Source organism: Aestuariivivens insulae, assembly GCF_022662195.1.
Lineage (GTDB): Bacteria > Bacteroidota > Bacteroidia > Flavobacteriales > Flavobacteriaceae > Aestuariivivens > Aestuariivivens insulae.
Genome location: NZ_JAKMCS010000002.1, coordinates 389,756 through 402,904, shown reverse-complemented (window position 1 = coordinate 402,904; position 13,149 = coordinate 389,756). Strand labels below are relative to the sequence as shown.

Sequence of the window (13,149 nt, the reverse complement as noted above, 5' to 3'; positions counted from 1 at the left end):
TGGGGATTGATCATGATTAAAAGATTAACGATTGAAGATTAAAGAAATTTGATTAACAGAACATAGAACATAGAGCATAGAGCACTGAACACCCCTGTGCTCCGTGGCCTTTGTGAAAACCTTTGTGGCCTTTGTGGTTAAAGATTGAAGATGGGTGATTGATGGGGTTGATGGGAGATTGAATGGGGATTGATTATGATTAAAAGATTAACGATTGAAGATTAACGAAATTTGATTAACAGAATTAAGAGCAATGAACAAAGAACTGAACACTGAACCCCTCTTATTTTAGGCAAACATGAAAAAAGCGGTGATGGCTAAATTACACATGAAAAGCATTGCTCAAAATGCTGCAATAAAGTATCTTTGCACTCGCAATTAAAAAGCTAGCAATAAAAAGCACATTGGGCAGTTCAAAAACTTCATTAACAACCCATTCTGTAATTTCAGACTTTAAGGAAATTACAAAAATGCGATTGGCATTGAGTGTGGTATTCTCATCATTGGCCGGCTATTTGCTGGGTGTTGAAACGGTAGATTATAAAACTTTAATTTTATTGGCTTTAGGGGGCTATTTTATGGTAGGGGCTTCCAATGCCTTTAATCAAATTATAGAAAAGGATCTTGATGCCTTAATGGACCGCACCAAGAACAGGCCCATACCGGCAGGGCGCATGTCGGTTAATACGGCATTTGTTATAGCAGCGATTTTTACCATTCTTGGGATTGTTATTCTGTATACCATTAACAAGCAAACGGCAATGTTTGGTGCCATATCCATATTTTTATATACCTGTGTATATACACCCTTAAAAACCAAAACTTCTTTGGCCGTTTTTGTGGGCGCTATCCCAGGTGCCATACCATTTATGTTAGGGTGGGTGGCGGCTACCAACGATTTTGGAATAGAACCGGGAACATTGTTTGCGCTTCAGTTTTTTTGGCAGTTTCCCCATTTCTGGGCCATAGGCTGGTTTTTATATAACGATTATGAAAAGGCAGGATTTTACATGTTGCCTACAGGCAAACAGGATAAAGGGACCGCAGTACAAACCATAATGTACAGTATTTGGACCATGCTGGTTTCTATAATACCTGTTTTTGGGTTTACGGGTAAGCTGCAATTATCTATTGTAGCTGCCGTTATTGTATTGCTTTTGGGAGTGTGGATGCTATATTATGCGATCCGCTTGTTTAATATTATGACCGAAAAGGCGGCAAAGCAATTAATGTTGGTGAGTGTGTCTTACATTTCGCTGGTACAAATAGTATATGTGGTCGATAAATTTATAAACTAAAATGGATTTAACTCAAGGAACATTAGAAGAAAAGAATAACAGGGCAAAGAAAATGATGCTTTGGTTTGGGATCGTTTCATTGATTATGACCTTTGCGGGATGGACAAGTGCCTACATTGTAAGTAAGTCCAGACCAGATTGGTTAAATAACTTCGATTTACCCAATGCATTTATTGTAAGTGTGTTCATTATAATAGTTAGTAGTGTGACGTTTATTTTGGCCAAAAGAGCCTTAAAACATGGAGATAGGTCTAAAACAACCTTGTTTTTAATGTTAACACTGGCTTTAGGTTTGGCTTTTATTTATAACCAATTTATAGCCTTTGGTGAAATTATTGGCAGTGGGTACCATTTTACGGGTCCTACCAGTAATATTACTATGACCTTTATTTTTATTATAGCATTTATGCATATCCTGCATGTTGTTGTGGGCTTAGTTTGTTTGGGGGTAGTGGTTTATAAGCATTTAAAGCAAAAGTACACTCCTACTAATTTACTTGGTTTTGAACTTGCTGCAACCTTTTGGCACTTTTTAGATCTATTGTGGGTGCTACTCTTTTTGTTTTTATATTTTTTTAGATAGATACTATTGTTTTTAAAGGATTAAAGAAACTTCCATTTAGATATTTATTTAGAACCATAATTTATTGTTGGATGTTTCTTTCGTTAATAAATAAAATGATTATTTTTGTGCAACTTTTTAAATAACAACCATTATATATGAGTACTACAGTTGTAAATGCTGGAACAGAAGGTAAAACATGGGGTGGTGGAAATGAACCACTAAAGGCTAGTTATGGTAAAATGATGATGTGGTTTTTCATCGTTTCCGATGCATTAACCTTTTCTGGGTTTTTAGCAGCCTACGGATTTTCAAGATTTAAATTTATTGATGCGTGGCCAATTGCCGACGAGGTGTTTACCCACGTACCATTTTTACATGGTCAGGAGTTGCCAATGATTTATGTGGCATTTATGACCTTTATCCTTATTATGTCGTCTGTAACTATGGTGTTGGCGGTAGATGCTGGTCATCATTTAAATAAGGCGAAAGTTACCCTTTACATGTTCTTGACCATTATAGGAGGTTTGATCTTCGTTGGTTCACAAGCTTGGGAATGGGCCACTTTTATTAAAGGAGATTATGGGGCAATACAGACCAAGGGAGGCAATATTTTACAGTTTGTTGATGCAGAAGGGCATCGCGTAGCTTTAAGGGATTTTGCTGTGGCAGAGCATAAAGACAGAGCAGCTCACGAACGTAAAAATGGATTATGGTTTGTTAGCGAAGGAACGTTGCCAACTTACACTGTTGAAGAAGTAATAGCTGGTTTGGAAAGCCATGAAAATGTTTTGGTAAGAACACAGTTGCTAGATGAGCATGGTGAAAAAACAGTGCTTTCTAGAGCAGAGTCGCTTAAGCAAGTTAAGGAAAACGGTAAATTGGTAGTTGAGGGTGCTAATCTTCATGTTAATGAGTATGGGTCGCCATTGTTTGCAGATTTCTTTTTCTTCATTACTGGATTCCATGGATTCCATGTATTCTCGGGAGTTGTCATTAACATCATTATTTTCTTTAATGTAGTTCTTGGAACTTACGAAAGACGTAAAAGTTACGAAATGGTAGAGAAAGTAGGGTTGTATTGGCACTTTGTAGATTTGGTTTGGGTATTTGTATTTACCTTCTTCTATCTGGTATAATTAAAAAAATAACTCCGGACACTATGTGTTGCGGTAACTTATAAATTTGTCATTCCCATGTAAACGGGAATCTAAAAAAAGAGAGATTAAAAAAATGGCACACGGACATAATTTAGCAATATTAAGAGGATTAATAAAGTTTAAGAGCAATACCCAAAAAATCTGGGGTGTATTAATTTTGTTATCTATTGTAACGGCAGTAGAAGTAGTTTTAGGTATATACAAGCCAGAAAGTATGTTTATTAAAGTGTTGGGTATGAAATTGCTTAACTGGATATTCATTATTTTAACTATTGTTAAGGCCTATTATATTACTTGGGATTTCATGCACATGCGTGATGAAACCAAAGGTTTAAGAAGAGCGGTTGTATGGACGGCTATCTTCTTGATTTTATATTTAATCTTCATTTTATTGCAAGAAGGAGGTTACGTCTTTGATGTTTACGATGCAGGTTACATCAAAAGAGATTTTTAAAAAAAAGACCTAAAAGGTTAATTATATGTTATTAGGCGGTTTTTAAACCGCCTTTTTTTATTTTTGCAATCCTAAAAACGATTAAGTTAATAGATGAATTATAAAAAGATAAGCGGGTATGTTGTTTTGGGGATATTGTTTTTTCTTCCAGTAACCTTTTTATTGTTTTTATATCCTGCAACACATAATTATACGCCCTTAGAAATTGTTAACGAAAATGTTGTAGAACTATCCAGTTTAGACGAATTAAAGCTGGAAGGGCATATTACGGTACTTGCTTTCTTTGGGAAAAAACCTTTAAATAAAGTCATCTCTGCCTCTAATTTAAAGGAGTTAGTATACGATAAATTTAAGGGGTTTAAGAAGTTTCAGATTATTGCGGTCTCACCTAAGTCTTCTAAGCAAGAGTATGTCGAGTTAGACAAGGAAATAAAACGTTATGAAGAGTTAAGGTTTTGGCACTATGCGTACAGTTCTGAAGAAGATATTTTAAAACTATATAATAGTCTAAAACATAAGCAGCCACTAGATGGTGATTTGTCTACTGATGCTGTTTTCATAATTGACAAAGATAGAAGCCAGCGCGGAAGGTTAGACGACAGAAGTGATAAAGAGATCGAAAAAGACAAGCCTATTTATGGTTTGTATAGCTACAACTGTGTTGAAGTAGACGAAATAAAAAATAAGATGAACGACGATTTACGGATTCTATTTACAGAATACCGTCAAAAACGAAAAGGTAATTTTAATACCGACACACGTAGAGCAAACGATTTAAAAGAAAAGGCCGATTAAATTATGAGCAAGAAAACGAATTATTCATACATAGGTATTGCGTTTATTATTTTGGTATTTGGAATTATTTTCGTCCCAAAAATAGTGGATCGCATATCCAATAACGATATTATAAGAAACGAAAGCCGAAGTGATTCTGCAAATGACAGAAAAGCTAAGGCAGATCCTTTAGCCTTTATAGAAACCAATGGAGTGAAGCGACAAGTACCTAGTTTTAGTTTTACGGACCAGAATGGAAAGACCATTACTAACGAGGATTACTTAGGAAAAGTTTACGTTATTGAATTTTTCTTTACCACCTGTCCAACCATTTGTCCGCGTATGAACGCCAATCTAGTACAAATTCAAAATACATTTAACGAATTTGAAGATTTTGGAGTGGCATCATTTACCATAAACCCAGAACACGATACGCCAGAAGTCCTTAAGGCCTACGCCGATGATTATGGAATAACCAATCCTAATTGGCATTTGTTAACAGGTGACAAAGATGCTATATATAAATTGGCTAACGAAGGTTTTTACATCTATGCCGCCGCCAATGAGGATGTCTTGGGCGGATTTGAACATTCAGGCAATTTTGCCTTAATAGATAAAAATGGCTATATCCGTTCCAGAAAGGATAGTTATGGTAACCCTATCATTTATTACAAAGGTATTATTTCTGAACGCGAAAAAGTAAACGATGAAGGTGAAAAAGAAGAAATAAGCATGTTAAAGGAAGATATAAAAAACTTGCTTGATGAATAATTTGTCATTCAGAGCAAAGCGAAGAATCTAGGAAAATGGAAGAAAAAGAAATTTTAGACGATAAGAAATATAACAAGCTAATTGTAATACTATCAATAGCTATACCCATAGCTGTAGCAGCACTATTTGGAATTAGGTTGGATTTTGAGCTTCCTGTTTTTCTGCCTCCAATTTACGCAACCATAAATGCGTTTACTGCGCTTATTTTAATAGCCGCTTTTATTGCCATTAAGAATAAAAAAATAGTGCTGCACGAAAATCTAATGACCACAGCCATTTGGTGTTCTGTAGTGTTTTTGGTGATGTATGTATTACATCATATGACAAGTGACTCAACGAGTTATGAAGGTAATTATAGAGCATTGTACTTATTCATTTTAATAAGTCATATTGTGCTATCGGTTGCGGTGATTCCTTTTGTTTTAATAACCTATGTTAGGGCGATTACCAAGAATTTTGAAAAGCATAAAAAAATAGCGAAAATCACTTTTCCGTTATGGTTATATGTCGCCGTAACTGGGGTGATTGTTTATATTATGATTTCGCCATATTATTAATGAAACTCTAATTTGTGAAGTTTGCAAAACGAACACAAATTAGTAAGTTGAATTAACAATGATGAAAATCGGGGTCTCACAAAATTTAAAATGAAACAAAAACTAGCCTTTTTTATTTTTTCTTTTATCTTTTTTTTAGAAAGTAATGCACAATGCGCAATGTGTCGTGCTGTTCTGGAAAGCGAGGAAGGTAAAGGGGTTGCCAAGGGTATAAACGATGGTATTGTATATTTGATGCTTATTCCTTACATCCTTGTAGGGGGCATTATTTTCATAATCTACAAGAAATACAGTAAGTTAAAAAAGTAATAAAAAGTTTTCGGAATAATTTTTGTAACATTTCTTTGTTTTATAAGTCTAACTATTAAGCTTTAGGGCTTAACAATCTAATCAAAGAAATGATACTAGAAATTAAAGACCTCCACAAATCTTATCCCATTGGCGATTCCAGTTTACATGTTTTAAAAGGTATTAACCTTTCTGTTAAAGAAGGCGAAATGGCAGCTATTATGGGCTCTTCAGGGTCTGGGAAATCCACCTTGTTAAATATTATTGGGATGCTCGACGAAGCCGATTCTGGCGACTATATCCTAGATGGGCTACCCATTAAAAACCTTACCGAAAAGAAAGCAGCCGTTTACAGAAACAAATTTTTAGGCTTTATTTTTCAGTCCTTTAACCTTATAAACTATAAGAATGCACTAGAGAATGTTGCATTGCCTTTGTATTATCAGGGAATGAAGCGGAAGGAACGTCAGGAAAAAGCATTGTTTCATTTAGAGAAGGTAGGTTTGGCCGATTGGGCGCATCATTTACCAAAAGAGCTGTCAGGTGGTCAAAACCAGCGTGTTGCTATTGCCAGGGCATTGGCGGCAAACCCTAAGCTACTTTTAGCCGATGAACCTACAGGGGCACTAGATACCAAAACATCATACGAGATTATGGAATTCATTCAGCAATTGAATGATGAAGGCAAAACCATTTTAATGGTAACCCATGAAGAAGATATCGCTAATATGTGCAAGCGTATTGTTAGGTTACGGGATGGTGTTATTATGGAAGACAAAGTAATAAATCAGGTAAGGGTAGAACAATATGCTTGATTTAGATCTTTGGCGAGAAATATTTCAAAGTATCAATAAAAATAGAACTAGAGCTATTTTATCTGGTTTTACAGTAGTGTTCGCCATTATGTTGTTTGGCATTCTTTTCGGAATGATTAATGGTTTGAACAATACCTTTACAGAGGCTTTCGCAGACGACGCCAATAATGTCATTTTTATAAATTCAGGGACCACTTCCAAAGCCCACAAAGGGCTACAGGCGGGCAGGCGCATTCAGTTTGAAAATAAAGACCTGCAATATGTAAAAGACGATAACGGCGATAAAGTAGAATATATTACGGCCAGACTATACAAAAATGTCACCGCTTCCTATAAAAACGAACAGAACAATTATAATGTAAGGGCTTGCCACCCAGACCATCAATACCTCGAAAACACCTTGATGAGAGATGGTCGGTTTATCAATCAAACAGACATAGAACATAGGACCAAAGTTGTAGTTATCGGCCGATTAGTAGAAAAGGATTTGTTTTTAAGAACATCGGCTTTGGGAAAATACATTAGCCTAAACGGTATCATGTATAAGGTGGTTGGAGTTTTTGAGGATGCTGGTGGGGATAATGAGGAACGGATGATCTATATGCCAGTTACTACAGCACAATTTATTTACGGCAATAAGGAATATATAGACCAAATCAATTTGACCTACAACCCCAAAATGGATTTTGACCAGGCCTTGGCTTTTAGTAATGATTTGGAGAAAAAACTAAAGGCTAGATTCTCTGTGGCTAAAACAGACCAACGGGCCATAAGGGTGAGGAATATGGCCGAAGCGAAAAAGAACGTCAACCAAATGCTATTTGTGTTGAAACTTTTAGCAATCGTTATTGGGATGGGGACCCTAATTGCAGGTATTGTGGGGATTAGCAATATTATGATTTTTATTGTGAAGGAACGCACTAAGGAAATTGGTATAAGAAAAGCGCTTGGAGCATCACCACGATCCATTGTATCCATAATCATTTTAGAAGCAACGCTTATTACCTCTATAGCAGGGTATATTGGGTTGTTTATAGGTATGTTTATTCTGCGCCAGTTCGGGCCTGCTTTAGAAGAGTATTTTATTAAGGATCCTTCAGTAAGCCCTTCATTGCTTATATCGGCTACAATTATTTTGGTCTTATCAGGGACTTTAGCTGGTTATTTGCCTGCAAAAAAAGCTTCTAAAATTAAACCCATTGTAGCACTTAGAAACGATTAGTATGCTTAGATTTTTATTCGATAGAGATACCTGGCAGGAAGTTTACGATAGTATGAGTAAAAACAAACTACGTACTGTAATAACCATGATAGGGGTTTGGTGGGGTATTTTATTACTTATTGGTTTGTTGGGTGCCGCTAGAGGAATGGAGAATTCATTTAACCGACTCTTTGGTGATTTTGCAACGAATAGTGTATTTATCTGGGGACAAAGCACAAGCAAACCCTTTAAGGGGTTTCAAGAAGGTAGGCGGGTAAGGCTGTCGCTTACCGATGCCAAAAAAGTTGAAGATAATGTAGAAGGTATTGAATTTGTTGTGCCTAGAAACCAAAATCAAGGCAAGGTAGTTAGAAATTTTTTGTCGGGTTCATTCAATGTTGCTGGTGATTACCCCTTATTGGATGTTGTTCAAAAAAAGAAAATGCTATTCGGGCGGTTCATTAACCAAAATGATATCGACAACAACAAAAAGGTTGCCGTAATATCCGAAGACGTTTATAAACAACTATTTGAAAAGGACGAAGAACCTATTGGGGCCTATATGCAAATTAACGGTATGAATTTTACCGTAATTGGTGTTTTTGATGTAGGGAATGTTAATATGGGGCCGAGTTCAGACATACATATACCCTTTACAACCTTTCAACAAATTTATAATCAAGGGGATGAGATAGGGTGGATTATGGTTACCGGAAAGCCAGAGTATAATATAAAGCAAATAGAGTTGGATGCCAAACTGTTGCTTAGGACTTTAAACAAGATTCACCCAAGGGATAACCGTGCGTTTGGAAGCTTTAATTTAGGGAATGAGTTTGCCAAGATTACGGGCTTTTTAACAGGAATGCAATTTTTAACCTGGTTTGTGGGTATAGCAACGCTCATTGCGGGAGTGATTGCCATTGGCAGTATTTTGTTGATAACCGTTAAAGAGCGCACCAAAGAAATTGGGGTGCGTCGTGCTTTGGGTGCAACACCTTTTGAAATTAAAAGACAAATAGTTATAGAGGCTGTCTTTTTAACTTTAAACGCAGGTATTTTTGGAATTATATCAGGAGGATGGATATTAATTTTTCTGGATAATAAGTTTGGACAAGGAGATGATGCGACTTTAGTTAATGCTTCTGTATCCATAGCCGTTGTTTTTGCAGCCCTTTTAATATTGGTGGTGCTAGGCACATTAATAGGACTCATACCAGCATTTAAAGCTACAAGTGTAAAACCTATAGAAGCGTTAAGAGAAGAATAGAATAATCAATCAATAAAAAATGAAAAAAACATTAAAAATTATTTTAGGCATTGTACTACTGGTTTTGTTAGTAGTTGTTATTAAGTATTTTAAGGATTCTAATACTGAAGCCATTGAGGAGTTTACAACCGAAGAGCCATACTTAGATACAGTAAAGACTAAGGTGGTGGCTACCGGTAAGCTTAATCCCGAAGAAGAAATCGAGCTTAAGCCACAAGTGTCTGGTATAGTAGATAAAATTATGGTAGAAGAAGGCGATATCGTTAAAAAAGGAGACCTTATTGCTAAAATAAGGGTAGTACCCAACGAGCAAAATTTGGCTAGTGCAAACAGTCGTATAAAAGCAGCGCAATTAAGCGCCAATAATGCGGAAACTTTATACAAGCGGAATAAAGCCTTGTTTGAAAAAGGGGTGATTTCCCAACAAGATTTCGAAAACAGCGAACTGTCTTATAATCAATCTAAAGAAAGTTTAAAGCAAGCACAAAACGATTACCAAATTATAAAACGAGGCTCGTTATCAGGTGGAAGTTCGGCCAACACCAATATCGTGGCCCAAATATCGGGAACTGTTCTGGAAATTCCGGTGCGCGAAGGTGATCAGGTAATTCAAAGTAACAACTTTAATGCGGGAACGACCATAGCCACTATAGCCGATATGAGTATTATGATTTTTGAAGGGAAAGTAGACGAAGCCGAAGTTGGAAAAATTGAAGAAGGTGAAGCTATAAAAGTTGTCTTGGGAGCTATTAATGATAAAGAGTTTCCGGCTAAGTTAACCTTTGTGGCACCAAAAGGAGTTGAAGAAAATGGCGCGGTACAGTTTACTATAAAAGCCAATGTAGAAGTAGAGCAATCCAAACAAATACGGGCTGGGTATAGTGCCAATGCTGAAATTGAAGTGGAAAATAAGGACAGTGTTTTGGTCATCAAAGAGGCTTTAGTGCAGTTTAATCGGTTTACAGACGAACCATTTGTTGAGGTATTGGGCGATGATGGAAAATTTAAAAAGAAGGATGTTAAATTGGGAACTTCTGATGGTATTATAGTAGAAGTGTTGGATGGTATAGAAGAAGGCGATAAAATAAAAGTGTGGAACAAAGCATCAAAAGAAGATGAGGAGGAAGACAATGACTAAAATAAAATTGACATTCATACTGCTAACGACTTTAGTAACAGCTTTTGCCCAAGACAAAACATGGACCTTACAGGAATGTGTAGATTATGCTTTAGAGCATAATATTTCGGTAAGGCAGGCACAAAATACGTTGTTGATAAATGAACAGGATATAAAAGCAGCCCAAGGTAATTTCTTGCCGTCGGTTGGTGTTGGATTAAGACAGTCCTTAAGTTTAGGGCAAGCTGAATTATTTCCTGGAAATTTTGTGGATAGAACCTTCCATTCTACCAGTGCAGGTTTAAGTGTTTCCCAAAGTGTGTTTAATGGTTTTAGAAATACTTATATACATAAGCAGGCCCAATTGGGGTTGAAAACCAATCAATTGGAGCTAAATAGGATAAAAGACGACATTGCTTTGAATGTCGTAAATGCCTATTTAAATGTATTGTTCAATAAAGAAAATTTGGAAACCGCTCAAGTTCAATATGAGTTTAGTAAAAAGCAATTGGAGCAGGTTAAGGAGTTGGTAACTGCTGGGGTACAGCCCCAAGCCAATATTTATGATGCTGAGGCCACGTTGAGTAGGGATGCTCAACAGGTAACCATTTCAGAGAACAATTTTAATCTGGCATTGTTAAATTTATCTCAGTTATTGCAATTGCCTTATAATGGTTTTGCAGTTGAGGTGATTGATGTGGGGACACCTTCCGAAAGTTTATTATACGCCGATGTGTCTCCTATATTGGATTATGCATTAGCCAATCGTATTGAGATAAAAGTAGCAGAAAAGAATATTGAGAATGCACAACTAAATACCAAAATATCTAAAAGTGGCTATTACCCAACGGTAAGCTTGGGGTACGGATTTAATACTGGGGCTAATTTTTCCAATCTTTCAAGCTCCAATTCATTTTTTCAGCAAATTAACGACAACAAAGGGCATAGCTTTAATTTAAGCGTTAATATCCCTGTTTTTTCCAGATATCAAAACCAAACCGCTGTTGCAAAATCCAAAATACGAGAAGAAAATAGCAAGCTTAATTTAGAGCAGGCTAAAATCACCCTTGAATCTAATGTACAACGAGCTTATACTGATGCACAAGCTGCATTTAAGGCCTACGATGCCGCCATGAAATCTTTAAGATCGCAAGAATTGGCTTTTAACAATGCCAAAGAACGTTACGATATTGGTAATATGACAGCCTTCGATTTAGAACAATCCCGCGTACAGCTTGTAAATGCACAATCGTCGTTAATAAATGCGAAGTATGATTTTGTTTTTAAGACAAAAGTTTTAGACTTTTACATGGGCAAATTTTTAACGCATTACTAGTGGCTTATATTTTAAGTATAGAAACAACAACAACCAATTGTTCTGTGGCGCTTTCCAAAGAGGGGCAAACAATTGTTTTAAAGGAAGATTACGACAAAAACTATTCGCATGCCGAACGCTTGCATGTCTACATAGATACTGTTTTAAAGGAGGCTAACATATCCCAAGAAGATTTAGAAGCCATAGCCGTAAGCAAGGGGCCAGGGTCTTATACTGGTTTGCGTATTGGCGTTTCGGCTGCAAAGGGGTTGAGTTATGCATTGGGGATTCCGTTAATAGCCATTTCTACTTTAGACGCTTTGGCACATCAAGTGGTAGCTCAAGAAGGGTTTATTGTGTCCATGTTAGATGCCAGAAGACAGGAAGTCTATTCTGCTGTTTTTGATGTTCAACATCATCAAGTTCGGGAAACCCAAGCCCAAATTTTAGACGAACATGCTTTTACCGACTATTTAGAAAAAGCTAAAGTCTATTTTATTGGGAATGGCGTTGCAAAGACAAAAGATATTATTAGTCATCCCAATGCCTTTTTTATTGAAGGCAAATTACCATCGGCTAACGAAATGAGTGTGTTGGCTTATAATAAATACAAAATAAGCGACTTTGAGGATGTCGCTTATTTTGAACCTTATTATTTAAAGGATTTTATGGCCTTAAAACCGAAATCTTAACTAGTATAGACCTTACAGGTTTTAAAATCTGTGAGGTCTACATTTTTTTAGCCTTTTCGCTGTATTTCCACTTGATGCGGATATGGAATTTCTATACCTGCAGCATCCAAAGCTTCTTTGGTTTGTTCTGTAACATCAAAATATACCGTCCAATAATCTGCAGTGTCGCACCAAGGTCTTACGGCAAAGTTTACTGAACTATCTGCTAGCTCCAATACGGTAACAGCAGGTGCTGGATCTTTTAAAATTTTTGGGTGATTGGTTAGTACATTCATTAAAACCTCTTTGGTTTGCTTAATATTGGCATCATAGCTTACCCCAAAAACCAAATCCACACGACGTGTACCTTCAGTAGTGTAGTTAATAATATTACCATTGGAAAGGGATCCGTTGGGGATAATGATCTCTTTGTTGGACAGTCCTGTAAGCTTGGTTGTGAAAATTTCAATTTCCTTAACCACCCCTATTTCACCTTGGGCTTCAATTAAATCTCCAATTTTAAAAGGTTTAAAAATCATAATTAAAACGCCTCCGGCAAAGTTGCCTAGGGATCCTTGTAAGGCCATACCAACGGCTAAACCTGCGGCGGCCAGAATAGCAGCAAACGAAGTGGTTTCTACACCTAGTTTTGCAAGAATGGCAAGAATCAATAAAATTTTTAAAATCCACCCAAGCAGATTTAACAAAAACTTTTGTAGGCTTTCATCATAATTACTTTTAGACATTACTGCCTTAGTCCCCTTTAACATCCTTTTAATAACCCAGGAACCAATAAGCCATATTATTATTGCAGCAATAATTCTAAGCCCGTATTCGGTAGCTAGGTTAATCCATTTTTCCATGTTTAGATGTTCCAAATCCATAATTTTATATTAATA

At 36.4% G+C, this 13,149-nt stretch carries 15 protein-coding genes; 14 read left to right on the top strand and 1 reads right to left on the bottom strand.

The window, feature by feature from the left end; all coding sequences use genetic code 11:
- Positions 1-404 precede the first annotated feature (404 nt).
- The 14 genes from cyoE (at position 405) to tsaB (ending at position 12,271) form a co-directional block, all read left to right on the top strand.
- Positions 405-1,298: a heme o synthase gene (gene cyoE, locus MR062_RS04375; RefSeq protein ID WP_317235774.1), complete on the top strand. Its 894-nt coding sequence runs from the start codon at positions 405-407 to the stop codon at positions 1,296-1,298.
- Between the two features lies 1 nt (position 1,299).
- Positions 1,300-1,881: a cytochrome c oxidase subunit 3 gene (locus MR062_RS04370; RefSeq protein ID WP_242202861.1), complete on the top strand. Its 582-nt coding sequence runs from the start codon at positions 1,300-1,302 to the stop codon at positions 1,879-1,881.
- A 137-nt stretch (positions 1,882-2,018) separates the two neighbouring features.
- Positions 2,019-2,999 (top strand): cytochrome c oxidase subunit 3, encoded by a 981-nt coding sequence (locus tag MR062_RS04365; protein ID WP_242202860.1) that lies wholly within the window; start codon positions 2,019-2,021, stop codon positions 2,997-2,999.
- A 94-nt stretch (positions 3,000-3,093) separates the two neighbouring features.
- A complete protein-coding gene (locus tag MR062_RS04360; RefSeq protein WP_242202859.1) occupies positions 3,094-3,474 on the top strand; it encodes a cytochrome C oxidase subunit IV family protein in 381 nt (126 codons plus the stop codon).
- A gap of 93 nt (positions 3,475-3,567) precedes the next feature.
- On the top strand, positions 3,568-4,269 hold the full coding sequence (locus tag MR062_RS04355; protein WP_242202858.1) for a hypothetical protein: 702 nt from the start codon (positions 3,568-3,570) through the stop codon (positions 4,267-4,269).
- Positions 4,270-4,272: 3 nt separating this feature from the next.
- On the top strand, positions 4,273-5,019 hold the full coding sequence (locus MR062_RS04350) for an SCO family protein (protein WP_242202857.1): 747 nt from the start codon (positions 4,273-4,275) through the stop codon (positions 5,017-5,019).
- Positions 5,020-5,054: 35 nt separating this feature from the next.
- On the top strand, positions 5,055-5,576 hold the full coding sequence (locus tag MR062_RS04345; RefSeq protein ID WP_242202856.1) for a DUF420 domain-containing protein: 522 nt from the start codon (positions 5,055-5,057) through the stop codon (positions 5,574-5,576).
- Between the two features lie 90 nt (positions 5,577-5,666).
- Positions 5,667-5,885: a hypothetical protein gene (locus MR062_RS04340; protein WP_242202855.1), complete on the top strand. Its 219-nt coding sequence runs from the start codon at positions 5,667-5,669 to the stop codon at positions 5,883-5,885.
- Between the two features lie 92 nt (positions 5,886-5,977).
- Positions 5,978-6,679, top strand: a complete 702-nt coding sequence (locus MR062_RS04335) for an ABC transporter ATP-binding protein (protein WP_242202868.1) — start codon at positions 5,978-5,980, stop codon at positions 6,677-6,679.
- Entirely contained in the window at positions 6,672-7,901 is a 1,230-nt protein-coding gene (locus MR062_RS04330) for an ABC transporter permease (protein ID WP_242202854.1), read from the top strand. Before MR062_RS04335 ends, MR062_RS04330 begins: the two co-directional genes overlap by 8 nt.
- A gap of 1 nt (position 7,902) precedes the next feature.
- Entirely contained in the window at positions 7,903-9,147 is a 1,245-nt protein-coding gene (locus tag MR062_RS04325) for an ABC transporter permease (protein WP_242202853.1), read from the top strand.
- Between the two features lie 19 nt (positions 9,148-9,166).
- Positions 9,167-10,285, top strand: a complete 1,119-nt coding sequence (locus MR062_RS04320) for an efflux RND transporter periplasmic adaptor subunit (RefSeq protein WP_242202852.1) — start codon at positions 9,167-9,169, stop codon at positions 10,283-10,285.
- Positions 10,278-11,600 (top strand): TolC family protein, encoded by a 1,323-nt coding sequence (locus tag MR062_RS04315; protein WP_242202851.1) that lies wholly within the window; start codon positions 10,278-10,280, stop codon positions 11,598-11,600. Before MR062_RS04320 ends, MR062_RS04315 begins: the two co-directional genes overlap by 8 nt.
- A complete protein-coding gene (gene tsaB, locus MR062_RS04310; protein WP_242202850.1) occupies positions 11,600-12,271 on the top strand; it encodes a tRNA (adenosine(37)-N6)-threonylcarbamoyltransferase complex dimerization subunit type 1 TsaB in 672 nt (223 codons plus the stop codon). The genes MR062_RS04315 and tsaB overlap by 1 nt, the downstream gene beginning before the upstream one ends.
- A 47-nt stretch (positions 12,272-12,318) precedes the next feature.
- Here tsaB and MR062_RS04305 read toward each other — a convergent pair whose 3' ends face one another.
- Entirely contained in the window at positions 12,319-13,134 is an 816-nt protein-coding gene (locus tag MR062_RS04305) for a mechanosensitive ion channel family protein (RefSeq protein WP_242202849.1), read from the bottom strand.
- Positions 13,135-13,149: the final 15 nt, after the last annotated feature.